The organism is Barnesiella sp. WM24 (genome assembly GCF_004570975.1).
GTDB lineage: Bacteria > Bacteroidota > Bacteroidia > Bacteroidales > Muribaculaceae > Muribaculum.
Genome location: NZ_SPPC01000001.1, coordinates 192011 through 217830 on the forward strand (window position 1 = coordinate 192011; position 25820 = coordinate 217830).

Below are 25820 nucleotides of genomic sequence, written 5' to 3' on the forward strand. Positions count from 1 at the left end.
ATTATGAAACTGCGTGACCTCCGCCTGCTTCTTCCGGTGCTTGCCATGCTGCTTGCCGTAGTCCGCGCGCTTGCCGGATGTAATTCCGATGAAAATGATACGGTATCCAATATAGACTGCCGGGGGCTTACCTCTGTAATCACGCCCGACACCCTACCCTCGACAATTGTGGAATATGAAGGCATGACGCTGTCATTTAATCCCCAACGCCACATCCCCAATTGGGTCGCATGGGAGCTTACCGCCGACGAGACCCGCGGCACAGTGCCACGAGCCAAAAGTTTTTCCTCCGATCCGGAAGTCGAAGGATGTCCGGAGCCTTGGGAGTATTCCTATTCGGGATATGACCGCGGACACATCGCCCCTGCCGGTGACATGAAGTGGAGTCCCTCTGCGATGGCTCAGTCTTTTTTGATGACCAATGTCTGCCCTCAGGTAAAGTCATTCAATTCGGGCGTATGGGCACGCCTTGAAGAGAAATGCCGGGTCTGGGCACAGTCAGACAGCGCTATTATTATCATCGCCGGACCGGTGATGACCGACACCATGACCGAGACTATCGGCGACAGCCACATTTCAGTTCCGCGACGATTTTTCAAGGTCGTGCTATCGCCCTATGCCACTCCGCCGCGTGCCATCGGCTTTCTCATGAACAACGGCACTGTTGCGGGAGGCATGCAGGCTGCTGCGGTAAGTGTCGATGAAGTAGAGGCAGCTACCGGCTATGACTTCTTTTCTGCTCTTCCCGACAGCGTTGAAGCACGGGTGGAGTCAGAATGTCGTTTCCACTACTGGAGCACTCTCAAACCGCGTTATTGACTGCAGCCATCATAAGCCCGAAATTCTGACAATACTTGACGACGAGTCAGATGAGCGGGAGAGGCGTATCTGCACCGGAATACGCTCGCGCAGTTCCTCAACATGGCTGATTATGCCCACATGCCTGCCCGAAGCGGCATGAAGCGAGCGTAAAGTGTCGACCGCTTTCCTAAGAGGTTCGCCGCTTAGAGTGCCAAATCCTTCATCAATAAAAAGAGTGTCGACGGCAAGACGTCCGCCTATGTCACTCAAGGCGAGCGCGAGCGACAACGAGACCAGAAAACTCTCTCCACCCGAAATCGTCGCAGCCGACCGAGAAGTATATCCTTGATAAGCATCTTCAAGCATAATGACAAATGTTCCCGGCACGACCTTCAGCGTGTAGCGGTCTGACAATCCGTGCATGTAGTAATTAGCCGAATGAATAAGACTCGCAAGCACATAACTCTGGGCAATTTCGCGGAATTTCTTTCCTGTCGCATCGCCAAGCAACACTCTTAATCTTTCCCAGCGGTCATATTCTTCCTTTTTCCGCCGTGCCTCCTGAATCAGCGAAGCCTGTGCAGAGCAGAGTTCGGCATCCTGCCTCAGCATCAGCGCTATAGCGCCTGCCTCCCTGCCCTTTGCCTCCGACAAGGCATCCAGCTCCTTAATTGCCTCATCAAGCCGCTCGACAGTATCGCCGGGCTCAAGCGGCGGCATCGCTTTCTGATGGTCGGCAAGTCTCTGTCGGGCATTTTTCAACAACGCATCTTTTGTCAGCAGGTCGTCGGCTACCGCTTTCAATGCCGATGCAAGTGATGAAATTGTCTCGGTCGAATATCCTTGCAGACCCTCCAGTTCATCAAGCGGAATACCTTCAGGCGAAGCCACATAACGCCCTACCCTGTTTCTATTTTCAGCGCGCCGCGACTCAGCCCGCGCCCTTGCATCGACCGCCACTTTAATGTCGGTAAACAAAGCCGACGCCTTAGCCTTCAGTGAAGGAGATCCTGCGGCCGACAAGTCACATTTAACATCCTTCCATGCCGGCAAGACACGCGTAATCCCCTCAACTATGTCGCCCACTTCACGCCTCAGCGCCTCAGCCTGTTCACTTCGTGCAGTCAATTCACGATGGCGCTCGACAAGTTTATTATAAGCATTTGCCGCAGTGGTAACAGCAAGAGCTTTACCTACCGGATTATCACTCCATCCGTCAGCCCACTCTCGCTCGCCGACCATCACCCGAAGCGCTGTCTCAGCCTTATTTATCTCAGCCCTCCAGCCATCAATAAGAGCGCCATAAGTGGCTATGGAATTGCGACAGTCATCAACCATTTTCCCGGCAGCAAGCTTTCTTTCTGCAAGACTGTTGAGATTGTCGGTCATCCTTTCGACCGCCACACGATGCTCCCTTATGCTTTTTTCAAGGACATCGCCATCCTCATTCTTTTTCTCAACCTGCTTTAATGATGCCGCCACATCATTCTCCAGGCGCGAAAGGGCTGAATCCTCTTCACCACCGCCCCAGGCGACACCACATTTACCAAATGCCTCTACCACACCGGAAAGCGCGCGACCGTAAGCATCACGGCTTTCATAGTCGCGTATCTCACGTTCAAGAGCTTCCGACATTGCCCGAGACCTGGTATCAACCTCCGCCTTACGGTCACATAAGCCACGGTAATCAGCGACAGCCTTGTCCCACTCATCCTTGGCGCAACGACACACATCATCTATCTCCTCCTCGAGAGGCAAAGCCTCAAGCAACTGCCGGCGACACACCGGGCAGACATCGCCTACATTAAGCCGCGAGCGTATATCCTTCGCCCACTTCCCTACACTCTCGCGCTGCTTCTCATAATCACGTTCGCGACACTCCATCAATGACTTTGCCTTGACAATAAGAGGCGAGAGCCTGTCAATCTCGGAATTCAACGATGCAATCTCACGCCGGCAAGAGGCAAAATGACGTTCCGCCTCAACCTTACGCGACTTCTCCTCAACAAGCTTGTTCATGCTTTCACGCGCGACACCACATGCAACGATAGTCCCGCGCAGTTCGGCAAGCTTTATACGCAATTCCGGCATATTCATCTCCTGAAACGCCTTGTCGAGACCATCCACCTCTTTCCGGGCAACATCAAGAGCCGCACGACATCTATCATAGTCTTCAGTCGCTTTATCAAGTTCAGGACGCAAAGTCCCCTCAAGCCGCCCTGTCTCCTTTCCGGTTGCGACCCGAGCATCACGTATCTTATCCTTATATCCTGCAATAGAAGCCGCCAGGCTATTGATTGCCTGAACGTTATCATACATCTCTTTCCGGCAGGACTCTTCACGTATCGACGCCTCAATCTCGCTGATGTCACGTGACAATCCCGCCCTCTCAGCCTCGACATAGGCAAGTCCATTTTTCACTTCAGCGAAATCGTCACAAAGTCTTGTCAGCAACTTATCCTGTGATTTCACCTCATCATCAGCAGCCATAGCGGCCGCAAGCCATCCGCGGGCCTCGGCCGATCGCGACCATTTATCCACAAGCTGCGAGTCACTCTGATAAGACTCGCAGGCGACAGCATCAAGAGCCGCTTTATGAGCCGACGCGGCATCATCAGCCGCCGCCACAAGGAGAGCCATCGTCTTCAGCCAGTCACGACGGAGTTCAAGGTCTTCACGACGTTTTTTCTGTCCGGCTATCTCCTTGTCAAGACTGGCGAGATTGGCATTATACCCGGCGATAGCATCGTCATCAAGCAGCTTCACCGCATCAACCTTTCTCATAGCCTCATCACAGTCCTGCTTCTTTGTCGAGGCAATCTGATATATCTTCACGCCAAGTCGGCTGTATATATCCATGCCCGTGATTTTCTCAAGAATCGAAGCCTTCTCCTCGTTACGGCTATTAAGAAAACGGGTAAACTCTCCCTGAGCAAGCATGACTGTGCGGCAAAACTGCCGGAAGTCGAGTCCCACGGCAGCGAGTATTTCAGTCCTGATGTCCTTGTCTTTCGACAGCACGTCGCCGGCAGTCACGTCTCTCAGCGACCACTGTTTTGCCTGCAAAGCGCCGGCGGGTTTCTTTCTCGCCCGCGCCACTGACCATGACGCCTCATACTCTTTCCCGTTATTGCCGATGAAAGTCAGAGCTACCGAAGCCTCTCCGGTATTACGCCTCATCAATTGCCTCGGGTCGCGCAATGTAATCGGTTTTCCCGACTCATTCATGTCGCCCTCCATCTGTGTATTGTCAAATCTTGGAGTGGTGGCATAAAGCGCGAGACATATCGCGTCAAGAATAGTCGACTTTCCCGACCCGGTGTCACCGGTAATCAGAAACACAGGCGCATCAGCAAGCGGACATGCCTCAAAGTCAATCACCGCGTCTTCAATCGACGCTATATTATGTATAGTAAGCCTCCGGAGTCTCATAACATCGCTTGATTAATCATTACGTTCATCTTTTTTCACTTCATCCAGCGCCTCGTTAAACATAGCCTTCATGTCATCATCAAACACGGCGCCTATGTCGGCTGCATAACTGCCGGCTATCTCAACAGGCTGACACATGCGGAAATCACTCACCGACATCATCCTCGATGTAGCCGAGACGGCATCACGCCTGACTGTATTTATATGACACACCTTGCATTTCTTTCCGGAGGCTATAAGCAGCGCCTCGTTCATGGCACCTACCGGAAGAAAACCATCGACACTGACATTAAGCCTTATGTAAGCAGGGATGTCGGCTGGAAATTCGCTTAGCAACTCCTTCACGCGCTCCCATTCCGCCGCGCCCGACGCAGGCAATGTCACCAACGGGAAAGGATTGTCAACCGCCACCGTCTTGAGCACAGGAGGCTCACCGTCGCCATTCACCGTGACGATACTCACGCTATGGTCATAGGCCTCATCAAAACTGACGGCAAGCGGTGTGCCGCAATATCTTGCCTTGCCGCGACTGCCATGTATCCACTGCTGACGATGTATATGCCCCAAGGCAAGATAATCATATCCGCAGCCAAACTCATCAATGGTAACATAATCAATTCCACCTACCGTATATTCAGTCACACCGTCGTGTCCTGTAATATCACATCCCTTCACAGTCGTGTGTGCGCTGACCACCACAGGCAGCCTCCCGTCATTCATCTCGCCGACACGCTCAAGCACCGACTGCAAGAATCCATCGGAAATAAAACGCCCGTAAGCATAAGGCAACGCCACTACATAACCTTTCCCCGGGATTTCCACGATATGTGACTCAGGACGCTCCCGGTCAATCGTGCCTATCATGTGGACATTGAGCCTACGCCACGGCGTGCGGAATATTTCATGACGCATGCCGCTGTCATGATTTCCCGCCGTGACAACGATGATCATATCGGGACATGCCTCATGTATCGACATCAGCGCGTCAGCAAGCATCGTCTGCACAGCCGCCGAAGGACGTGATGTGTGATATACATCGCCGCTAAGCAAAAACAGGTCGGGACGCTCTTCATCGACAATTGTCCTCATCTGCCTAAGCATGGACAATTGTTCCTCAGTTCGGTCATAGTTATAAAGTGTGTGACCGAGATGCCAGTCACTTGTGTGGAGTATTTTCATTGCACGATGATTATAGGTAATCACTACAAATATACAAAATTTCGCCACTCCGAAGAGCCGGAATGACAATAAATCATAACGATTCATTTCTTTGTTGTATCTTTGCAACCTAATGTAATCAGGTCAATGACATGGCAGTATTTGAAATCTCTTCTATTGACGACAAAAGAGTCGAAAGCTACGTATCGCTCACAGAAGCGCAACTGCGCAACCGTCTCAACCCCGACGACGGTCTTTTTATCGCGGAAAGCCCAAAGGTGATACACGTGGCGCTTGATGCCGGCTATGATCCGGTGTCACTGCTATGTGAACGACGCCACATCATCGGCGATGCACGTGACATAATCGAGCGGTGTGGCGACATTCCGGTCTACACAGGCGACCGCGACATTCTTACCTCCATCACAGGCTACAAGCTTACCCGCGGGGTGCTGTGTGCGATGCGCCGCAAGAACAATCCCACAGTAGAGGCAGTATGCCGCGACGCGCAACGCATCGTATTGATTGACGGAGTTGTCGACACGACCAACATCGGAGCCATATTCCGTTCTGCCGCAGCCCTCGGGATAGACGGCATTTTGCTAACTCCTACCTCCTGCGACCCGCTCAACCGTAGAGCCGTCAGAGTATCGATGGGGTCAGTGTTTCTTCTACCGTGGACCTGGCTTGAAGAGCCTATAAAGTCACTGCACGACTACGGATTCCGTACGGTCGCTATGGCACTCACCGATAGATCGGTCTCCATCGACGACCCGGCGCTATGCTCCGAACCTCGCCTCGCCATAATCATGGGCACGGAAGGCGACGGACTGGCATCTTCCGTAATCAACGAAGCTGACTATACCGCACGCATCCCTATGAGCCACAATGTCGACTCCCTAAATGTAGCCGCGGCGGCAGCCGTCGCATTCTGGCAACTGCGCCCGCGCAAGCATTGACAGCCCTACCGGCAAGCACCCTAAGAGGATGCCTCATCGTTCTTTATTTGGGGAGGATGATTTTAGCCCAGTCAGGTACATCTTCAGTATAGGATTTCACCACCTCGCCATTGCTCATGCGGAACAGAATCCGTGCATCCGCATCCTCCACAGAGTTATCGTAAACATACAGGCGATCGACAATGGGAGCTAAAAGCTGACAATTGGCGATAGATTTGTCGTAACGAGAAATAATCTTGGGAATAGGAACATCGTGACCGCCATTCAAGACGCGGTTAGCAACACGCTTAGCATTGATGGTAGGAGATGCGGTTGATACAAAAAACAACCTTATAAAGAATCCTGCCATCTTTGCCCGCATAATATAATCTACCTTATCGCCTGCCGACATCACAGTCTCAAATATATGGCTCTTATGTTCGGCAAGGCATCTCTCTCGCCAATCGTTGCAATAGTTAGCCGCTTTGAGAACAGCCTCCCGGTCGTTCCAATCTCCGAAAACGTCGCGAGCCACATTGTCGGGATTGATATACTCCGAGTCCTCCAGCCACTCATGATGAAGAATCTTTGAGGTTACAGATGTTTTGCCCGACCCATTGGGCCCGGCAATAACAATCAGAACAGGACGATGTTCAATAGCTGCCATTCTTAATTCTATTGATGGCATCGCCCCATTTCTCTTGTGCCGCTTGCGAGGCAGCCTCGATACCGGCAGCCACACGTTCGGCAGCCCGGCGAGTGCTTTCGCGGGCATCCTCGGCAACCTCACGCATGATCTGAGCCATGCGCTCATCGCCCGGCTCCTCCATCGACGTAAGTCGATAGCTATTCATCTCAGCGTCCGACATAAAATAATCTTTTCTTATTCAACGCCAAATATACAAAAAAAGTCTGAACTCATATCACTTTTTGATGCAATCCGCATAACCCTGCCTAAGGGCACATCCACATATAAGCTAAAAATCCGTAGAAAACAAGTATTCATAGGAAAAAGCGTAAATAAAAATGGAGTGCAACTCGTTGAGCTACACTCCATTTTGTTATCGTTGGTTGTGGGACTTATTTCACTTCCTCGAAGTCGACGTCGGTCACGTGGTCGTCGCCGCCTGCGTTGGATGAATTTCCGGCTCCGGGGTTAGGACCTGCCTGCGCACCGCCCTGAGCCTGCTGCTGAGCGTTTAGAATGTCCTGCTGAGCCTCGCCGAATGCCTTCTGGATTTCTGCGATAGCCGGCTCGATTGCAGCTACATCCTGAGCCTTGTGGGCGTCTTCAAGGCGCTTGAGGGCATTTTCAATAGTAGCCTTCTTGTCGGCGGGGATTGCTGCGCCAAGCTCTTCAAGCTGCTTCTTGGTCTGGAATATAACGGTATCAGCCTGATTGAGTTTGTCGATACGCTGCTTTTCAGCCTCGTCGGCGGCTGCATTGGCTGCTGCCTCATCCTTCATTCTCTTGATTTCAGCGTCGGTCAAGCCTGAAGAAGCCTCGATACGGATGCTCTGCTCCTTACCTGTAGCCTTATCCTTAGCCGATACGTTCAGGATACCGTTGGCATCAATCTCAAATGTCACTTCAATCTGAGGTATGCCACGTGGTGCGGGTGCGATTCCGTCAAGATGGAACTTGCCGAGTGTCTTGTCATCCTTAGCAAGAGGACGCTCGCCCTGAAGCACATGGATTTCAACTGAGGGCTGATTGTCGGCTGCTGTAGAGAACACTTCGCTCTTACGAGTAGGAATTGTGGTGTTAGCCTCGATAAGCTTGGTCATCACGCCACCGAGAGTCTCAATACCTACTGACAACGGAACGACATCAAGAAGAAGCACGTCCTTTACATCGCCTGAAAGCACACCACCCTGGATGGCCGCACCTACGGCAACCACCTCATCAGGGTTAACACCCTTTGAAGGAGCCTTTCCGAAGAACTTATTGACAATCTCCTGAATAGCAGGTATACGGGTCGAACCACCCACGAGGATAACCTCGTCAATATCCTTTGCAGTAAGACCGGCATCCTTCAACGCCTGCTCACAGGGCTTGATCGTAGCCTGGATAAGCTTGTCGGCAAGCTGCTCAAACTTCGCACGGGTCAATGTCTTAACCAAGTGGCGGGGAACACCGTCAACCGGCATGATGTAAGGAAGGTTGATTTCAGTAGTGGTTGAGCTTGAAAGCTCGATCTTAGCCTTCTCTGCAGCTTCTTTAAGACGCTGGAGCGCCATTGCATCCTTGCGGAGGTCTACATTGTATTCCTGCTGGAAGTCATCGGCAAGCCAGTCGATGATCACGTGGTCGAAGTCATCACCGCCAAGGTGGGTGTCACCGTTGGTTGACTTAACTTCAAACACACCATCGCCAAGTTCAAGAATAGAAATATCAAATGTACCGCCACCGAGGTCAAACACGGCAATCTTCTGGTCCTTGTCGCTCTTGTCAAGACCGTAGGCAAGCGCTGCTGCAGTAGGCTCGTTGACAATACGGCGCACTTTCAATCCGGCAATCTCACCGGCTTCCTTGGTTGCCTGACGCTGAGAGTCGTTAAAGTAGGCGGGGACAGTGATGACAGCCTCGTCCACAGTCTGACCGAGGTAATCCTCAGCGGTCTTCTTCATCTTCTGAAGAATCATTGCCGAGATTTCCTGAGGAGTATATTCACGACCGTCAACAAGCACACGTACTGTGCCGTTGTCAGCCTTGCCGACTTCGTAAGGCACACGCTTTACTTCTTCAGCCACTTCATCATATTTCTCACCCATGAAGCGCTTGATTGAATAGATTGTGCCCTCAGGGTTAGTGATTGCCTGACGCTTTGCAGGGTCACCTACCTTACGCTCGCCACCGGCGATAAAAGCCACGATAGACGGAGTTGTATTACGACCTTCGCTGTTGGGGATTACAACAGGGTCATTACCTTCAAGTACCGAAACGCAGGAATTGGTTGTTCCCAAGTCAATACCAATAATCTTTCCCATAATTCTTTTCTTTTATTTTGGTTATATTAAATTCGACTTTATTGCGGAATCGCCTTACTGCGCTCCGACATTCATCTTAAAAAACAAATCATGTGCCAAAAAGGTTGACACCACGATAAATTAATCAATCACAACGACTTAATGGCGAAGCAAGATGTGACATGACATATGACACTTTTTCACTTTTCTGCCAAAAATACTATATCGGCGTGCCTTATTGTCGGAATATTTGGCAGGAATGCTGACAAAAAAGGTGTTTTTCAATTTTTGTTTCACAATATTTATTAAATTTGCAACTTAAACCGTGGAGTGGCTTTCCGCATACCCTCAAAGCCACATAAAAACGGGGCAAAACGAATTAGACTTTAACCAACTAAATAAATCGAAATAAAATGAATATTTCTCACATCGAACACATCGGCATTGCCGTTCCGTCGCTTGACGAAGCAATTCCTTTCTACGAAAAGACATTCGGTATCAAATGTTTCGCTATCGAAGAAGTACCCGACCAGAAAGTACGCACAGCATTCTTCAAGGTAGGACAGACCAAGATTGAGCTTCTTGAAGGCACAAGCGAAGACAGCGCAATATCCAAGTACATCGCCAACAATGGCGGTCGCGGTGGCATACAGCACATGGCATTCGCAATCGAAGACGGTGTGGCAAACGCTCTCGCTGAAGCTGAAGAGAAGGGATGCCGCCTTATCGACAAGGCTCCTCGCAAGGGTGCAGAGGGTCTTAACATTGCATTCCTCCACCCGAAATCAACTTTCGGCACTCTGATCGAGCTTTGCGAAGACCCCAATAAGTAATCCCCCAAAAAGAAAAAAATACTCATTATATAATAAAGCACATGAGCACACAGCTTGAAAAAGTCCAGGAGCTGATCGCCTTGCGCGAACAGGCTCGTATCGGCGGTGGTGAAAAAGCCATCCAGAAGCAACACGACAAAGGCAAATACACAGCACGCGAGCGTATAGCCCAGCTGCTTGACGAAGGTTCCTTTGAAGAGCTTGACATGTTTGTCCGTCACCGTTGCACCAACTTCGGACAAGAAAAGAAGAGCTATCTCGGCGACGGCGTAGTGACCGGCTACGGTACAATCGACGGCCGTCTCGTCTATGTATTCGCACAGGACTTCACCGTATTCGGTGGTTCTCTGTCAGAGACAATGGCACTAAAGATATGCAAGGTCATGGACATGGCTATGAAGATGGGCGCACCCGTCATCGGCCTTAACGACTCAGGAGGCGCACGTATCCAGGAAGGTATCAACGCGCTTGCCGGATATGCCGAAATCTTCCAGCGCAACATCATGGCGTCAGGTGTGATACCCCAGATTTCAGGTATCCTCGGACCCTGCGCAGGTGGTGCGGTATACTCTCCCGCCCTCACTGACTTCACCATCATGACAAAGGGCATCTCCTACATGTTCCTTACCGGACCGAAGGTAGTGAAGACCGTGACCGGTGAAGATGTGACCCAGGAGGCTCTCGGTGGAGCGGAAGTACACGCTTGCAAGAGCGGTGTGGCTCACTTCGCGGCCGAAGACGGCGAGGAAGCCCTCAAAATCATCCGCAAGCTTTTCAGCTACATTCCCCAGAACAATCTTGAGGAGCCCCCGTTGGTTGAATGTACCGACCCGATTGACCGTCTGGAAGACTCGCTCAACGAAATCGTACCTGACAGCGCCACCAAGCCCTACAACATGTATGAGGTAATCGGTGCAATCGTCGACAACGGAGAATTCCTTGAAATACAAAGCAACTACGCTAAAAACCTCATCATCGGCTTCGCCCGCATGAACGGACAGTCGGTAGGTATCGTGGCAAACCAGCCCAAATACCTTGCAGGCGTGCTCGACAGCAACGCTTCTCGCAAGGGAGCCCGCTTTGTACGCTTCTGCGACGCGTTCAATATCCCCCTCGTGACCCTCGTCGACGTACCGGGCTTCCTTCCCGGCACCGGACAGGAATACAACGGAGTCATACTCCACGGCGCGAAGCTGCTCTACGCCTACGGCGAGGCTACTGTGCCCAAGGTGACTGTGACTCTGCGCAAGAGCTACGGTGGAAGCCATATCGTGATGAGCTGCAAGCAGCTTAGAGGCGACATGAACTACGCTTGGCCTACAGCTGAGATTGCCGTAATGGGTGGCGCAGGCGCCGTAGAGGTACTTTATGCACGCGAGGCAAAAGAGGCTGAAGATCCCGCAAAGGTGCTTGCCGAGAAGGAAGCGGAATACAACAAGCTGTTCTGCAACCCCTACAACGCAGCAAAATATGGCTACATCGACGATGTAATCGAGCCGCGCAACACGCGTTTCCGCGTAATCCGCGCCCTTCAGCAGCTTGCAACCAAGAAAGTGGTCAACCCCGCCAAGAAACATGGCAACATACCTCTTTAAACAAATCCTTCAAAAGCAATGAAGAAGAAATTATCAATATTGCTCATAGCCCTCGTAGGATGCGCGGTGGCAGTAAGCGCCCAAGGACGCCGCGGACTGCGTATCAACGAGGTCATGGTGCAAAACGACAGCAACTACGTCGACGACTACGGCTTGCATCACGCATGGATCGAGCTGTACAACTCGACCTATGCCCCGATGGAGATATCAAGCGTGTATCTGTCCAACGACCCGGCACAACCCAAAAAGTATCCCGTGCCCCTTGGCGATGTAAACACCGAGATTCCACCCCGCCAGCACGTGGTGTTCTGGGCCGACGGAGAGCCTAACAAAGGCACCTTCCACTTGAATTTCAAGCTCGTTCCGGGTCAGGACAACTGGATTGGAGTGTATGACGCCAATGGTGTCACCCTTATCGACTCCATCACAGTGCCCGCCTCGCTTATCGCCAACCAGAGCTATGCCCGCGTCAACGACGGCGAGGGAAGCGGCAAGGAAGCGTGGGGTGTGCGCGACGGCTCTGCCGAAGCCTACATAACCCCGAGCAGCAACAACAAGATTATCGACACCAACTCCAAAGTGGAAATGTTTGCCGAGACCGACGGAAATGGATTCGGTCTGACACTCATGGCTATGTGTATAGTATTCTCGGCGCTTCTGCTGCTGAGCCTGTCATTCTACGCCATCAACCGCATAGGAGCCAGAATCTCTACCCGTAACAAAGCGCGCTCCCACGGCTTGGAGACCAAGTCCATGCCTAGGGATGAAAGACCGGAACATGACTCGGGTGAGGAGATCGCAGCAATCGTCATGGCACTTCAGGAACATCTTAACGCCCATGACAAGGAAAGCACTATACTTACCATCAACAAGGTAAGGAAGAGCTATTCTCCCTGGAGCTCAAAAATCTACGGACTCCGCGAACTCCCCCGCCGATAATCAACCGGCAGCTTTTTATTAGTCAAATAAAAACATTACCACAAAAAAAATGAAAGAATACAAATATAAAATCAACGGTAACACATATAATGTGGCAATAGGCGACATCGTTGACAACATGACTGAAGTGCTTGTCAACGGTACTCCCTACAAAGTTGAACTCGAAAAGAAAAAGGCGCCCGTGACAGTAGTTGCGCCTCATCGTCCCTCGGCTGCACCGCGCACCGCTACAGGCGAGAAAGTAGTGGCAAAAGCCGCCGCCGGCGCTTCGGCCTACGAAGTAAAGGCTCCGCTCCCCGGAACAATACTTTCAATCAACGTAAAGCCCGGCGACGTAGTGAAGGCTGCCGACACCGTAGTCGTGCTTGAGGCGATGAAGATGGAAAATGCTATCCACGCAGGCAGAGACGGAAAAGTGTCAGGCGTTTCGGTCGCAGCCGGTGACGCTGTGCTCGAAGGTGCGGTACTTATATCTATCGAATAATACAAGTGACAGCAAACTACTTATAAGATTCAAATTTAAAAGCATAACCCACTATGAGTTTAAACGAATTTATGGCGACCAATTTCCAGCAGTTCTGGGAGCTTACTGGCTTTGCCAACGCTACCTGGCAACATCTGGTCATGCTCGTCGTAGGCTTGTTCTTCCTTTGGCTTGCCATCAAGAAGAACTTTGAGCCGATGTTGCTTGTGCCGATAGGATTCGGTATACTTATCGGCAACATCCCCTTCAATGGAGCCGCCGGACTTGAAGTCGGCATCTATGAAGAGGGTTCGGTACTTAACATCCTTTACAATGGTGTAAGCGCCGGATGGTATCCCCCGCTTATATTCTTGGGAATCGGTGCGATGACCGACTTCTCCGCCCTTATCGCCAATCCGAAACTGATGCTTGTCGGCGCCGCCGCACAGTTTGGTATCTTCGGAGCCTACATGGTGGCGCTCGCCCTCGGATTTGCCCCCGACCAGGCCGGAGCCATAGCCATAATCGGTGGAGCCGACGGTCCTACAGCTATCTTCCTTTCATCAAAGCTTGCGCCCAACCTCATGGGAGCGATTGCAGTGTCGGCTTATTCCTACATGGCACTCGTGCCGCTGATTCAGCCGCCGATCATGCGACTGCTCACAACAAAAAGCGAGCGCGTAATCAAGATGAAGCCCGCACGTGCCGTGTCACAGAACGAGAAGATTATCTTCCCGATCGTCGGACTTCTGCTCACCTGCTTCGTAGTGCCTTCAGGCATTCCGCTTCTCGGCATGCTCTTCTTCGGCAACCTGCTTCGTGAGTGTGGCGTGACCAATCGCCTTGCCAAGACCGCAAGCAACGCCCTCACCGACATCGTGACCATCCTGCTTGGAATGACCGTAGGAGCATCGACACAGGCGTCAGAGTTCCTTACACTCGACACCATCTTCATCTTCGCCTTAGGATTCATGGCATTCATCATTGCCTCTGCTTCAGGCGTGATATTTGTGAAGATATTCAACCTGTTCCTGCCGGCATCAAAGAAGCTCAACCCGCTTATCGGTAATGCCGGTGTATCGGCTGTCCCGATGTCAGCGCGTATCTCCAACAACCTCGGTCTTGAATATGACCCCAGCAACTACCTTCTCATGCACGCCATGGGACCGAATGTCGCAGGTGTCATCGGTTCAGCCGTGGCTGCCGGTGTGCTGCTTGGATTCCTTGCATAAACCATAATGAATATACGCGGCGGCATTATTTTCACCACGAGGTGACTTTAGTGCCGCCGCTGATTTACCGGTGACAGTCTTTAGGGTCAAGCAATTGCAATTAAAGTTAACTTCAATTCACCAAACATTTATTAACATGTGTTGCAAAAGGCACAAACCATTTGGACGCCTGCTATGTTATAATATCACTCCAATTGCAACATATGATATTTAAATGACCTATAATGATTACAAAAAAAGTAATTGACGAGCTATACCGACGCTTTCGCAAACGCCCCTCAGGCATAGAGCATCTTGACATAGGATTGCTCTTTGAATACGCGGCAGAGCATCATGACATATCTATTGACGGAGACGGAAATATTGTAATCGGCAGTATTGACGAGCATTCCCCGTTCCATAAAATATCACTTGATCGCATACACGGTTTCTATCATTTTGACGATGTGATAGCTATTGTGCTTCACAGCTCCATTATATTCCTCAACAAAAATGACAACGGGGTGAACGTACACATCAAGTTTGACAAGCCATCATTGTGGGAACGCATGAAATGGAAATTGAACAAAGGCTGATTACCCCGCGACACATCATTTTCAGAAAGAATCTACACCATCAAGACACAGACGATAATTATACGTAATCCTATTGAGTATTTCTCCACGAATAACTCTTTGATTTCTAAAATTGAAAGTTATTTTTTTGAGTATATAGAAGATTTATCAGGGCGTAGCGGCACTCCCGCCGCGCTTTCGTGAATCAAACTTAGAATTTCGGCCGTCCAGCTTCAGTCGCAAAATTCAATTATATTATGAACGTAGATAGATCCCCCATTACTTATAGGCGTCCGTTACATAAGGAAACTTACTTTATGTATGGAACTTTAGATTTTCCTCACCATATTAAATCCTATATCGACAGTTATTCATCCGAATATCAAGGTCTATCTGATGAAGCGAGACTTCTTGATTTGGGATTTGTGTTACTACGAGGCTATAACATCAAGAAAACTATTCGCGACTGGCTTAATAACCATCCCGAAATTTCAGAGGATTCGATTGTTAGAAATATTGGTCGACTCCTATTGAAATTCCATGATGTAGATAAGTCTGAAATTTTGGCAAACATGGGTTCAATGAACCTTTCGGAAATGATTGATTACTTTAAGCCTATCCTACTGGACTGTTATAGTGAAGATAGTCAGTGGCAAATGTTTGATGACAATGATATTGCAAGCACAACGAGAAGTATTCATGGTATTGTAGCAGGTCATTATCTGGGCAAAGTCCATCCCAACGGTAAGTGGCAGTGGACGGAATATCAACTTGACAAGTTTGACTGGAGAGCTATTAAATAATTATGGCGTTGCAGCACCGCCGCCGCGCTTTAGTAAATTGAGTCTCGGCTAAAAAAACCAATCACTTGATGCATAATAATTTATAGACATGAAGAAATCATTAGTCCTCATTTTCCTTGTACTTTCGACTGTTCTCGCTTATTCTGCAAACGTAGAGAAGCAATACAAGAAACTCATTGAAAATTTTGATGTTGCTGACGAAGCAAAATCGGTAACACCTATAAATACAGTAGCCTTTTGGGGCGCGGCACTTGACAATAACGAGCTTTGTGCCAAGTTCATTAAGGATTTACAAAAGAATAAAGGTGCAGAAAAAGAAGCGTTGAACAAGACTGCACAGCTTCTTCGTTTTTATCCTCAGTATGACGAGACTATTGTTGAAAGTATGCAAGGTTTTTGCGACACTCTCCTTATAGATATGGGCATAGCGGACCTTGGTATCAAATGCTCGTTGCACATGATATATTCAGACGAAGCAAATGCGTATACTGCACTTACTGAAGATGGCTTTGCCATGTGTATTACAACCGAATTGGCTTCTAAAAAGGGTATTACATATGAAATTCTTATGGGCTATGTCGCGCATGAATTTGCTCATGGTGCTTTGCTTCATCATGCAAGAGTTTTTTATGCACAAGCTAAAGAGCGAAGAAAAAATGAACTGCTTGGGGGTATAGCTGCCGGACTAAATGGATTAGCTGCGGGAATGGAAGCATACAACGCAGCAGCCTATGGTATTCCAACAAGTGGAACAGATTATGGCGCTACTATCGCTAATATAGGTAATGATATTAAGATTTCTACCCTTAAATATTCTTTCAAGTATTCCAGAGAGCAAGAATTTGAGGCTGACCTTTTTGCCTATCGTTTCCTTGAGCACATCGGAAAGGGAGAAGAGTTTATAAATGGTCTAAGAATCTTAGGAACAGCTTATGATGCTTTGTATGATGAATATAGCGACCATCCAACGATTGGGTCTCGTATAGACTTCCTCAAATATGTTCAACTTCATCCCGGACTCGGAAACAAGCAAAATGCCAAGTTAAAGAAAAAGCGTAATGAACCGGAATTTGAATGGTAAACTATCCAAGTGTTTATTGAATTGATGTCATATGCAATGAAATCCGAGATTATGACTGATGTAACTGATACTACTAACAGTCCATTGTTATTCGAGCATAATGTATGAGTAAGAAATCTCGTGAAATAGAAAATCAGAAACAAAGAATCTCAAAAGCAGAGAAGGAAAAGCGGCTCAATATAGTAAACTCATGTTAAAAGTGTACTATATGTAGAGCGTGGATAAAGTATCCTTCAAAAAAACGGCATTTGAGAACGGAACATAATTTATTTCCTGAAGACATTAAATCATATTTTCTTAACAAAAAGGCTGCAAGAGCAGAAAAAAAAGAGAAGAAAAAATCGCAAAAGTTCTAAGAGAGGAATTTGAAAGGACTTCCGAGAAAACAGATGATGGATTCTATAAATGTGGAGAAAAGGTGTCAGATGCTCCATTTGTCAGGATAATATACAACGCGGTCGGAACCAATAGAAGCAAACATTAAGCTGAACTTATATACAATATGCTTGGAGCTATTATAGGTGATCTCGCAGCCTCTACTTATTTGCGAGACAAGAATGAGTTTTATGCTCTCTTGATTGGTAAAGATGCAGCTGTTTCCGAGCTGAGCGTGGCTGTACTGTGGACAATAAAGGCAGTTTGTGAGTGGAATCATTTGAACTATGACTTACGATTAAAACAGTTTATTGCCCATTTGCGGAGTGTCCAACTGCATGAGCATACACCATCAAGAGACCATCAAGACACAGAGTCATAAAAATTAGTGAATTATAGATTTCCATTTTACATTGTTTATCACTAACTTTACCGAAATTTTATCACCGCAATACAATTGTGTATAATTTTTCAGTAAATATATATGTACAGGACTAAAACCTGCGGAGAACTCCGCCAACAGGATGCCGGCACTATTGTCACCATCGCCGGCTGGGTACAACGTGTCCGCAAGATGGGCGGCATGACATTTGTCGATGTCCGCGACCGCTACGGCATAACCCAGGCAGTCTTTAACAATGAGACAGATGCCTCTCTATGCGAGGCTGCAAACCATCTCGGCCGCGAATTTGTAGTGCAGATTACCGGAAAGGTGGCTGAACGCTCAAGCAAAAATCCTAACATCCCTACAGGCGACATCGAGATAATCGCCGACAAGCTCAATATATTGAACCCATCGGAAGTGCCGCCGTTCACCATCGAGGACGACACTGACGGAGGCGACGACCTGCGCATGAAATTCCGCTATCTTGACCTGCGCCGCAACTGCGTAAGAAGCAATCTTGAGCTGCGCCACAAGATGACAATGGAAGTGCGCCGTTATCTCGACGGCAAAGGATTCCTCGAAATCGAGACCCCGATGCTCGTAGGCTCAACCCCCGAAGGCGCGCGCGACTTTGTCGTTCCCTCACGCATGAACCCGGGACAGTTCTATGCCCTCCCCCAGTCGCCCCAGACTCTCAAGCAGCTTCTGATGGTGTCAGGCATAGACCGCTACTTCCAGATTGTAAAATGTTTCCGCGACGAAGACCTTCGTGCCGACCGTCAGCCCGAATTTACCCAGATTGACTGCGAGATGAGCTATGTGGAGCAGGACGACATCATAAACCTCTTCGAGGGAATGGCGAAGCACCTCTTCAAGGAACTGCGCGGCGTCGAGCTGAACGAGCCGTTCATCCGCATGCCCTGGGCTGAGGCTATGCGCCTCTACGGAAGCGACAAGCCCGACCTCCGTTTCGGCATGACATTTGTCGAGCTGATGGACATAATGAAAGGTCATGGATTCGGTGTATTTGACAACGCGGCTTATATCGGCGGAATCTGCGCCGAAGGAGCGGCAAGCTATACCCGCAAGCAGCTCGACCAGCTCACCGAATTTGTAAAACGCCCCCAGATTGGCGCGAAAGGCATGGTATATGCCCGCGTGGAAGCTGACGGCACAGTCAAGTCAAGCGTCGACAAATTCTACTCTCAGGATGTGCTCCAGAAGATGAAAGAGGCTTTCGGAGCCAAGCCCGGCGACCTCATCCTCATCCTTTCAGGCGACGACGCCATGAAGACCCGCAAGCAGCTCTGTGAGCTACGTCTTGAAATGGGACGCCAGCTCGGACTCCGCGACAAGAACAAGTTTGCATGTCTGTGGGTGGTTGACTTCCCGATGTTTGAATGGAGCGAGGAGGAGCAGAGACTCATGGCTATGCACCACCCGTTCACCCATCCCAAAGATGAAGACATAGCGTTACTTGACACCGACCCGGCTGCCGTACGCGCCGATGCCTACGACATGGTAATCAATGGCGTGGAAGTAGGAGGCGGCTCAATCCGTATCCACGACAGCAAGCTACAGGCAAAGATGTTTGAGATACTCGGATTCACCCCCGAACGCGCACAAGAGCAATTTGGCTTCCTGATGAACGCGTTCAAGTATGGCGCACCGCCTCACGGTGGACTCGCCTACGGTCTTGACCGCTGGGTATCGCTCTTCGCAGGACTCGACAGCATACGCGACTGCATCGCATTCCCGAAAAACAATTCCGGACGCGACGTTATGCTCGACGCTCCGGCAGCTCTCGACCAGAAGCAGCTTGATGAACTTGCCCTTGCCATAGAGCTACCCGAAAAGTAAACCGATGCTGATAAACGACATCATAGACACAATCGAAGAAAAAGCTCCGCTTGCGCTGCAGGAGCCGTATGACAACGCCGGTCTTATCATCGGCGACAGGCATCGCGAGTGCAGCGGAGTGCTCTTCTGTGTCGACGTCAACGAGGAGACAGTCAACGAAGCGGCACAAAAGGGATGCAACCTGATTGTGTCACATCACCCGCTCATCTTCAAGGGGCTAAAACGTATTACCGGCTCGACCCCGCAGGAACGTGCAGCGACAGCGGCAATAAAAGCCGACATCGCCGTATATGCAGCCCACACCAACCTTGACGCCGCGCCCGAGGGCGTGAACTTCACGCTTGCCCGTCAGCTCGGACTTGACGACATAACCCCGCTCGCGACGCCTCCCGGACTGTGCGGCACGCTGACTCCGGCGCTTACAGCCGCCGAACTTGTCAACCGCATAAAGACAGTGTGCGGCTCGCCGGTAGCAAGATGCACCACCCCGCCCCAAGGAAGGCTGTCACGCCTTGCGCTTTGCGGCGGCTCCGGGTCATTTCTCATTAACGATGCAATAGAAGCCGGTGCCGACGCTTTCCTCACCTCCGATGTAAAATATCACGACTTTGTCGACTACGCAGAGCGCATATTCATTATCGACATCGGACATTACGAGAGCGAAAAATGCACAAAACAGATTTTTTATCATATAGTTAGCGAAAATTTTCCTAACTTTGCACTCTATTACTCCGAAACAGAAAAAAATCCGATAAATTACTTGTAAGCAAACATGGCTACAGACAAGAACAAAAATGAAGTAATTTCAGTAGAGCAGCGCCTGAAATCGCTCTATGAGCTCCAGACCATCCTCTCTGAAATCGACCGTATCAAGACCATCCGTGGAGAGCTTCCCCTGGAAGTCAAGGACCTTGAGGACAATATCGAGGGACTGCGCACCCGTATCGAGAATTACAAGCGCGACGTGGAAGACCTCCGCAAAAAGACCCTCGTGGAAAAAGAAAAAATCAACGAGTCACAGTCCAAGATTTCTCGTTACAAGGAGCAGCTTGACAACGTAAGAAACAACCGCGAGTTTGACCTCCTTTCAAAGGAAGTCGAATTCCAGACTCTTGAAATCGAGCTTTGCGAAAAGCATCTCAACGAGTACGCCCGCGCAATCGACAACAAGACCAACGAGATTGCCGCGACCGAAGAGCGACTGAAAGACAGCGAACACATCCTGAAGGAAAAGCAGGCAGAGCTTGACGAAATCGTGTCAGAGACCCGTCAGGACGAGGAGCGTCTGCGCATCCAGGCCAAGGAGATAGAACCGCGCATCGATGAGCGCACCCTGAAGGCATTCAAGCGCATTCGCGACAACGCCCGAAACGGACTCGGCATCGTGTATATCCAGCGTAACGCCTGCGGAGGCTGCTTCAACCGCATCCCGCCCCAGAAGCAGATGGAAATAAAGATGCACAAGAAAGTCATCGTATGTGAGTACTGCGGCCGCATCATGATTGACCCGGAGCTTGCAGGAGTGACCGAAGATAACGCTGCCGACAAATAAATCGCAATCATACAGATACTTTTATTGACATAAAATTTTGTCATATCGAAAAGTATATGTAATTTTGTCGCGCAATTATAAAAACGCAAATACAAACAAAACCATAATAACAAAATGATAATCGTACAAGTAAAAGAAGGCGAAAACATCGAAAAAGCTCTCAAGAAGTTCAAAAGAAAATTTGAAAAGACAGGCATCGTGAAGGAACTGCGTAGCCGTCAGGCATTTGAAAAGCCCAGCATCACTAACCGCAAGAAGATGATGAAGGCTGTCTACGTGCAGAAACTTCGCATGGTAGAGGAATAATACAGAATTTCCCTCCTTTTTATTTGGTAAATTCCCATAAAAGAGTTATATTCGTAACTGTAAGGTTTACGAATAAGATATGATTAACTCTTTTATAACATATATACGGTGTGAGCTGACACTTTCAGCTCACACCGTTTCTGCTTATTCACGAGACCTTTCACAATGGGCCGATTTTGCCACCGGCAACAAGCCCGAGGAGCTGCATCCAGCCGATGTCACCACCTCCGACCTCAGGCTATGGATCAACTCACTCGCCAGGTCGGGAGAGTCGCCGCGCACAATCCGCCGGAAAGTGCAGGCATTGAGAGCCTTCTTCCGCTATATGATGAAACAGCACGGGATGGCTTACAACCCTGCTGCCGACCTTACTCTCGCCAAGACCGACAAGCCGCTCCCGGTTTACGCCCGCCAGTCGGAGACAGAGGCAATACTCAATTCCGCCATAGACCCCGATGACTTCAGGCAGGTGCGCGACCGGCTCATAATCGACATGATATACACTACAGGGCTGCGAGCTTCGGAAATTACCGGACTGCTTGACTCCGATGTAGACGCCACAAGAGGTGAACTAAAAGTGCTTGGCAAGCGTAATAAAGAGAGAATAATCCCTTTCGGACCTGAATTGGCAAAAATGATAGCACAGTATCGCAATCTCCGCGCCTCAACAGTGGCATCGCTCGGCGCCGACGAGTTTTTCGTCAGGGAATCGGGAGAGCCCGTATACCGCAAGCTTGTCTACAATGTAGTCCACAACGCCCTATGCGGACACACAGTCGCACGTCGCCAGAGCCCTCACGTATTGCGCCATTCATTTGCTACCGACATGCTCAATAACGGCGCCGACCTCTATTCAGTACAGCAGTTACTTGGCCACCAGTCGTTGGCGACAACGCAGGTGTACACCCATATAACTTATCGTGAACTTAAACAAAATTATCAACAAGCACATCCACGTGCATTAAAAAAAGGAGGACATCATGGAAGTTAACATCAAGTCAATCCACTTTGACGCAACAGAAAGCCTGAAGGACTTTATCAACAAGAAAGTCAACCGTCTTGCTCGTCATTACGAAAGCATAACCACCGTCGAGGTCACTCTAAATGTAATCAAACCCGAAACATCAATGAACAAGGAAGCAGGCATCCTCATTTGTGTGCCCCCGCGCGAAGATATATTTGCATCTAAAGTAGCCGACACATTTGAAGAAGCGGTCGACCTCTCCCTGGAAGCTCTAAGCCGCCAGCTTGAGAAGCAGAAAGGCAAAGAGTCAGGCAGATAAGCCTCAGGGCATTGGCGACCCCGGCAGGTCGCAGACAAAAATGACAGCAGGAAAAGCAGCGGTTTTTCCTGCTGTCATCATGTAAATCAGTAATCAAGGTAGCAATTGACGGGATTTTGGTAGCTAAAAATCAGTTTTTTACACTAACTTTGTAAAGTGAATGTGTATATAATCCAACTTACAATATCCCTATGCTAAAAAAATCATTCCTCCTATGTGCCGCTTGCAGCACACTGCTGAACATGAGCGGCTGTGCCGGCAGCGCCAAAGCCTCAACCGAGACCGACAACATGTCAGACTCTCTTCCCGTAGTGTACTACATCAAAGACATCACGCCTGAAAATATAATCAAGATATATGAAGCTCTCGGCAGAAAAGCCGAAGGCAAAAACGTGGCAGTGAAAATCTCTACCGGTGAATCGGAAAAGAGCCATCAGCTTGACCCTGACCTCATAAAAGATTTTGTCAATAATGTCAACGGAACCCTCGTGGAGTGTAACACTGCATATGAAGGCTCAAGAAACACGACAGAGAAACATCTGAAGACAGTAGAGGAACACGGCTATACAAAAATAGCTAAAGTCGACATAATGGACGCTGACGGCGACACAATACTTCCCGTCAACGGAGGAATACACCTCGATAGAAACTATGTAGGCAGCCACTTCCTCGACTACGACTTCCTCGTGGTATTGTCCCATTTCAAGGGTCACGCGATGGGTGGCTTCGGCGGCGCACTCAAAAATGTAGCGATAGGCATAGCTTCATCTAATGGAAAAGCATGGATTCACTCCGGCGGCAAGACCAACAATGCGTCAGAGATATGGGACAACATCGCTGAACAGGATGTGTTTCTTGAATCAATGGCCGACGCATGCAAAGGTGTATTTGACCACATGGGCGACAGGATGCTATTCATCAATATCGCAAACAACCTTTCGGTCGACTGTGACTGCGACGCCAATGCCGCACCGCCGGTGATGGGTGACCTCGGAATACTTGCCTCGCTTGACCCTGTGGCACTCGACCGCGCATCGGTTGACATGGTGATGCACACCAATGAGCCCGGGAAAGAAGAACTGCTCGAACGCATCAATTCCCGCCACGGAACCCACACTCTTGAAGCCGCGGAAAAACTTGGACTCGGCTCACAGAAATACACACTCGTCACAATCGAGTAATCATCACGACAGCCCCCAATCACTACACTATACAGGAATAAATTTTATCATGACCGAAATTACCAATCAGGAATTTGGAGGAGAGAGACCACTCTTCGCCTCACGCAACCTGCGCCTCTACGACGTGACTTTCCATGAAGGCGAGTCAGCCTTGAAATGCTGTAGCAACATCGATGCCGTGCATTGCCGCTTTGAGGGCAAATATCCTTTCTGGCACACTGACGGATTCCGCGTAAGGGAATGTACATTCACGCCGGGTGCGCGCGCCGCGCTCTGGTACTCGCGAAATGTCGTCATGACCGACACCATAGTCGAAGCCCCGAAAATGTTTCGTGAGCTTGACGGAATAGTGCTGAGGCGTGTCTCTATTCCTGATGCAGAAGAGACTCTTTGGCACTGCAACAATATCGACATTGAAGATGTCGAAGTCGACAATGCCGACTACCTGTTTATGCACAGCCGCCACATCAACATAAACCGTTACCGGCAGAACGGCAATTATTCATTCCAATATTGCAGCGACGTAGTAATCCGCAATGCAAAAATCGACTCCAAAGACGCTTTCTGGGGCACGGAGAATGTCACCGTCTACGATTCGGAACTGAACGGCGAATACCTTGGCTGGCACTCAAAGAGGCTGCATCTGGTACGGTGCAAAATCAGTGGCACTCAGCCGCTATGCTATGCCAGCGACCTGATTCTTGAGGACTGCGAGTTTGCCCCCGACTGCGACCTTGCCTTTGAGGACAGTGACGTGACAGCCTCGATACTCTCGCCTGTCACAAGCATAAAAAACCCGCGCAGCGGCAGAATAGAGGCAATATCGGTAGGTGAAACAATCATCGACGCCAACAGCAAGGCGATAGACCCCGTTGAAATAATCACTCGCCAATGACCCGACACTTTGATTTCGACACCCCGGTCGACCGTCGGGGCAGCGGCTCTTATAAATGGGACTCCGCCTCCCAACAAGATGTAATCCCTCTATGGGTCGCCGACATGGACTTCCCTACAGCCCCCGTGATAATCGACGCGCTCCGGCGCAGAGTCGACCACGGGGTCTTCGGCTATGTAAAGGTTTCTGATGATTATTACGACGCGCTTATATCGTGGAACCGTCACCGTCACGGCTGGACTATAAACCGCGACATGGTAATCTATACCTCAGGTGTGGTGCCGGCTGTATCGGCAATAATAAAAGCCCTGACGCGCCCCGGCGACGGAGTTATCGTAAACACCCCTGCCTACAATTGCTTTTTCTCTTCCATACGCAACAATCGCTGCACCATCGTGGAAAACCTGCTTATACGCGTTGACAGCGGTGACAGCTTCACTTACCGCATAGACCTTGACTCTCTTGAAGAGGCATGTGCCGACCCTGCCAACAAAGTCATGATACTTTGCAATCCCCACAACCCTACGGGACGCATCTGGACCCGCGGCGAACTTGAAGAGATAGCGGGAATATGCCATCGCCACGGAGTCATGGTCATCAGCGACGAGATACACTGCGAACTCACGTTGCCCGGACGCGAGTACACCCCCTACGCCACAGTCGACCCCGACGCTGTGATATGCTGCTCGCCAAGCAAGGCTTTCAACATAGCCGGATTGCAGATTGCCAACATTGTAGCGCCGTCAGAGCCGGTAAGAGCTGTCATCGACCGCGCCATAAATGACAATGAGGTGTGTGACGTGAACCCGTTTGGAGTCACGGCTCTCATTGCCGCCTACAACCATGGCGCCCCGTGGCTCGATGCGTTGCGCGACTACATTTCAGGCAATTATGCCATGCTGCTTGACTTTTTCGCCACTGAGCTTCCCTCTCTTAAAGTGTGCAGTCTTGAATCGACCTACCTTGCATGGGTCGACATCACAGCCCTCGGCATCAGTTCGGAAAAGCTTGAGGAGCACGCCCTCGAAACAGAACGTGTATGGGTCAACGCCGGCTCTATGTATGGCAGCGAGGGCTACATACGCATCAACATGGCATGCCCGCGAAGCCGCCTGCTTGAGGGTCTCCGCAGGCTGAAACGCGCTGTCGCCAACATCGTCCGCTAATATCGCAAATATTATATC

Annotated in this window: 24 protein-coding genes; 19 read left to right on the forward strand and 5 right to left on the reverse strand. The window is 49.8% G+C overall.

The annotated features are described in order from the left end of the window. Positions 1-3 precede the first annotated feature (3 nt). On the forward strand, positions 4-819 hold the full coding sequence (locus tag E4T81_RS00865) for a DNA/RNA non-specific endonuclease (protein ID WP_167761553.1): 816 nt from the start codon (positions 4-6) through the stop codon (positions 817-819). Positions 820-828: 9 nt separating this feature from the next. On the opposite strand, the gene E4T81_RS00870 is transcribed toward E4T81_RS00865, so the two are convergent. Together E4T81_RS00870 and E4T81_RS00875 are read right to left on the reverse strand one after the other, a co-directional pair. Then, entirely contained in the window at positions 829-4233 is a 3405-nt protein-coding gene (locus E4T81_RS00870) for an AAA family ATPase (protein ID WP_135040614.1), read from the reverse strand. Between the two features lie 12 nt (positions 4234-4245). Next, positions 4246-5412, reverse strand: a complete 1167-nt coding sequence (locus E4T81_RS00875) for an exonuclease subunit SbcD (RefSeq protein WP_209308138.1) — start codon at positions 5410-5412, stop codon at positions 4246-4248. 131 nt (positions 5413-5543) lie between these two features. Here E4T81_RS00875 and E4T81_RS00880 point away from each other — a divergent pair, with 131 nt between their 5' ends. After that, positions 5544-6350, forward strand: a complete 807-nt coding sequence (locus E4T81_RS00880; RefSeq protein WP_135040618.1) for an RNA methyltransferase — start codon at positions 5544-5546, stop codon at positions 6348-6350. A 43-nt stretch (positions 6351-6393) separates the two neighbouring features. Here E4T81_RS00880 and E4T81_RS00885 read toward each other — a convergent pair whose 3' ends face one another. From E4T81_RS00885 to dnaK, 3 genes are all read right to left on the reverse strand, one after another. Further along, positions 6394-6996, reverse strand: coding sequence for a zeta toxin family protein (locus E4T81_RS00885; RefSeq protein ID WP_135040619.1), 603 nt, complete (start codon positions 6994-6996; stop codon positions 6394-6396). Beyond that, on the reverse strand, positions 6983-7198 hold the full coding sequence (locus tag E4T81_RS00890; RefSeq protein ID WP_135040621.1) for a hypothetical protein: 216 nt from the start codon (positions 7196-7198) through the stop codon (positions 6983-6985). The genes E4T81_RS00885 and E4T81_RS00890 overlap by 14 nt, the downstream gene beginning before the upstream one ends. 211 nt (positions 7199-7409) lie before the next feature. Next, positions 7410-9320 (reverse strand): molecular chaperone DnaK, encoded by a 1911-nt coding sequence (dnaK, locus tag E4T81_RS00895; RefSeq protein ID WP_135040623.1) that lies wholly within the window; start codon positions 9318-9320, stop codon positions 7410-7412. A gap of 392 nt (positions 9321-9712) precedes the next feature. On the opposite strand from dnaK, the gene mce reads away from it, so the two are divergent. The 17 genes from mce to E4T81_RS00980 all read left to right on the forward strand — a co-directional run bounded on the left by mce (position 9713) and on the right by E4T81_RS00980 (position 25802). Next, positions 9713-10132 (forward strand): methylmalonyl-CoA epimerase, encoded by a 420-nt coding sequence (gene mce, locus E4T81_RS00900; protein WP_135040625.1) that lies wholly within the window; start codon positions 9713-9715, stop codon positions 10130-10132. A 41-nt stretch (positions 10133-10173) separates the two neighbouring features. Continuing rightward, on the forward strand, positions 10174-11727 hold the full coding sequence (locus E4T81_RS00905; protein WP_135040627.1) for an acyl-CoA carboxylase subunit beta: 1554 nt from the start codon (positions 10174-10176) through the stop codon (positions 11725-11727). A gap of 18 nt (positions 11728-11745) precedes the next feature. Further along, positions 11746-12666: an OadG family transporter subunit gene (locus E4T81_RS00910; protein WP_135040629.1), complete on the forward strand. Its 921-nt coding sequence runs from the start codon at positions 11746-11748 to the stop codon at positions 12664-12666. Between the two features lie 49 nt (positions 12667-12715). Then, positions 12716-13150, forward strand: a complete 435-nt coding sequence (locus E4T81_RS00915) for a biotin/lipoyl-containing protein (protein ID WP_135040631.1) — start codon at positions 12716-12718, stop codon at positions 13148-13150. Between the two features lie 53 nt (positions 13151-13203). After that, a complete protein-coding gene (locus E4T81_RS00920; RefSeq protein WP_135040633.1) occupies positions 13204-14361 on the forward strand; it encodes a sodium ion-translocating decarboxylase subunit beta in 1158 nt (385 codons plus the stop codon). A gap of 224 nt (positions 14362-14585) precedes the next feature. After that, the gene (locus tag E4T81_RS00925; protein WP_135040635.1) at positions 14586-14936 is read left to right on the forward strand and encodes a hypothetical protein; all 351 of its coding nucleotides are present in this window, start codon (positions 14586-14588) and stop codon (positions 14934-14936) included. 236 nt (positions 14937-15172) lie between these two features. Then, the gene (locus tag E4T81_RS00930) at positions 15173-15718 is read left to right on the forward strand and encodes a hypothetical protein (protein WP_135040637.1); all 546 of its coding nucleotides are present in this window, start codon (positions 15173-15175) and stop codon (positions 15716-15718) included. An 88-nt stretch (positions 15719-15806) separates the two neighbouring features. Continuing rightward, on the forward strand, positions 15807-16799 hold the full coding sequence (locus tag E4T81_RS00935; RefSeq protein ID WP_135040639.1) for a M48 family metalloprotease: 993 nt from the start codon (positions 15807-15809) through the stop codon (positions 16797-16799). 859 nt (positions 16800-17658) lie between these two features. After that, positions 17659-19419, forward strand: coding sequence for an aspartate--tRNA ligase (gene aspS / locus E4T81_RS00940; protein WP_135040641.1), 1761 nt, complete (start codon positions 17659-17661; stop codon positions 19417-19419). 4 nt (positions 19420-19423) lie between these two features. Beyond that, the gene (locus E4T81_RS00945; protein WP_135040643.1) at positions 19424-20185 is read left to right on the forward strand and encodes a Nif3-like dinuclear metal center hexameric protein; all 762 of its coding nucleotides are present in this window, start codon (positions 19424-19426) and stop codon (positions 20183-20185) included. Between the two features lie 6 nt (positions 20186-20191). Continuing rightward, positions 20192-20971 (forward strand): zinc ribbon domain-containing protein, encoded by a 780-nt coding sequence (locus E4T81_RS00950; protein ID WP_135040645.1) that lies wholly within the window; start codon positions 20192-20194, stop codon positions 20969-20971. A gap of 114 nt (positions 20972-21085) precedes the next feature. Then, positions 21086-21277: a 30S ribosomal protein S21 gene (rpsU, locus tag E4T81_RS00955; RefSeq protein WP_121700190.1), complete on the forward strand. Its 192-nt coding sequence runs from the start codon at positions 21086-21088 to the stop codon at positions 21275-21277. Positions 21278-21356: 79 nt separating this feature from the next. Further along, positions 21357-22268 (forward strand): tyrosine-type recombinase/integrase, encoded by a 912-nt coding sequence (locus E4T81_RS00960; protein WP_135040647.1) that lies wholly within the window; start codon positions 21357-21359, stop codon positions 22266-22268. Beyond that, positions 22258-22560, forward strand: coding sequence for a ribosome hibernation-promoting factor, HPF/YfiA family (gene hpf / locus E4T81_RS00965; RefSeq protein WP_135040649.1), 303 nt, complete (start codon positions 22258-22260; stop codon positions 22558-22560). The genes E4T81_RS00960 and hpf overlap by 11 nt, the downstream gene beginning before the upstream one ends. 191 nt (positions 22561-22751) lie before the next feature. Further along, positions 22752-23741 carry a DUF362 domain-containing protein gene (locus E4T81_RS00970; protein WP_135040651.1) on the forward strand — a complete coding sequence of 330 codons (990 nt, stop codon included), beginning with the start codon at positions 22752-22754 and terminating at the stop codon, positions 23739-23741. Positions 23742-23790: 49 nt separating this feature from the next. After that, positions 23791-24636, forward strand: a complete 846-nt coding sequence (locus E4T81_RS00975; protein ID WP_135040653.1) for a DUF3737 family protein — start codon at positions 23791-23793, stop codon at positions 24634-24636. Then, positions 24633-25802: a MalY/PatB family protein gene (locus E4T81_RS00980; protein WP_135040655.1), complete on the forward strand. Its 1170-nt coding sequence runs from the start codon at positions 24633-24635 to the stop codon at positions 25800-25802. Before E4T81_RS00975 ends, E4T81_RS00980 begins: the two co-directional genes overlap by 4 nt. Positions 25803-25820 lie beyond the last annotated feature (18 nt).

Bases quoted from the DNA above. Each gene is read 5' to 3' on its own strand.
- E4T81_RS00865 (WP_167761553.1), top strand. From the start codon at position 4: ATGAAACTGCGTGACCTCCGCCTGCTTCTTCCGGTGCTTGCCATGCTG.
- E4T81_RS00870 (WP_135040614.1), bottom strand. From the start codon at position 4,233: ATGAGACTCCGGAGGCTTACTATACATAATATAGCGTCGATTGAAGAC.
- E4T81_RS00875 (WP_209308138.1), bottom strand. From the start codon at position 5,412: ATGAAAATACTCCACACAAGTGACTGGCATCTCGGTCACACACTTTAT.
- E4T81_RS00880 (WP_135040618.1), top strand. From the start codon at position 5,544: ATGGCAGTATTTGAAATCTCTTCTATTGACGACAAAAGAGTCGAAAGC.
- E4T81_RS00885 (WP_135040619.1), bottom strand. From the start codon at position 6,996: ATGGCAGCTATTGAACATCGTCCTGTTCTGATTGTTATTGCCGGGCCC.
- E4T81_RS00890 (WP_135040621.1), bottom strand. From the start codon at position 7,198: ATGTCGGACGCTGAGATGAATAGCTATCGACTTACGTCGATGGAGGAG.
- dnaK (WP_135040623.1), bottom strand. From the start codon at position 9,320: ATGGGAAAGATTATTGGTATTGACTTGGGAACAACCAATTCCTGCGTT.
- mce (WP_135040625.1), top strand. From the start codon at position 9,713: ATGAATATTTCTCACATCGAACACATCGGCATTGCCGTTCCGTCGCTT.
- E4T81_RS00905 (WP_135040627.1), top strand. From the start codon at position 10,174: ATGAGCACACAGCTTGAAAAAGTCCAGGAGCTGATCGCCTTGCGCGAA.
- E4T81_RS00910 (WP_135040629.1), top strand. From the start codon at position 11,746: ATGAAGAAGAAATTATCAATATTGCTCATAGCCCTCGTAGGATGCGCG.
- E4T81_RS00915 (WP_135040631.1), top strand. From the start codon at position 12,716: ATGAAAGAATACAAATATAAAATCAACGGTAACACATATAATGTGGCA.
- E4T81_RS00920 (WP_135040633.1), top strand. From the start codon at position 13,204: ATGAGTTTAAACGAATTTATGGCGACCAATTTCCAGCAGTTCTGGGAG.
- E4T81_RS00925 (WP_135040635.1), top strand. From the start codon at position 14,586: ATGATTACAAAAAAAGTAATTGACGAGCTATACCGACGCTTTCGCAAA.
- E4T81_RS00930 (WP_135040637.1), top strand. From the start codon at position 15,173: ATGAACGTAGATAGATCCCCCATTACTTATAGGCGTCCGTTACATAAG.
- E4T81_RS00935 (WP_135040639.1), top strand. From the start codon at position 15,807: ATGAAGAAATCATTAGTCCTCATTTTCCTTGTACTTTCGACTGTTCTC.
- aspS (WP_135040641.1), top strand. From the start codon at position 17,659: ATGTACAGGACTAAAACCTGCGGAGAACTCCGCCAACAGGATGCCGGC.
- E4T81_RS00945 (WP_135040643.1), top strand. From the start codon at position 19,424: ATGCTGATAAACGACATCATAGACACAATCGAAGAAAAAGCTCCGCTT.
- E4T81_RS00950 (WP_135040645.1), top strand. From the start codon at position 20,192: ATGGCTACAGACAAGAACAAAAATGAAGTAATTTCAGTAGAGCAGCGC.
- rpsU (WP_121700190.1), top strand. From the start codon at position 21,086: ATGATAATCGTACAAGTAAAAGAAGGCGAAAACATCGAAAAAGCTCTC.
- E4T81_RS00960 (WP_135040647.1), top strand. From the start codon at position 21,357: ATGATTAACTCTTTTATAACATATATACGGTGTGAGCTGACACTTTCA.
- hpf (WP_135040649.1), top strand. From the start codon at position 22,258: ATGGAAGTTAACATCAAGTCAATCCACTTTGACGCAACAGAAAGCCTG.
- E4T81_RS00970 (WP_135040651.1), top strand. From the start codon at position 22,752: ATGCTAAAAAAATCATTCCTCCTATGTGCCGCTTGCAGCACACTGCTG.
- E4T81_RS00975 (WP_135040653.1), top strand. From the start codon at position 23,791: ATGACCGAAATTACCAATCAGGAATTTGGAGGAGAGAGACCACTCTTC.
- E4T81_RS00980 (WP_135040655.1), top strand. From the start codon at position 24,633: ATGACCCGACACTTTGATTTCGACACCCCGGTCGACCGTCGGGGCAGC.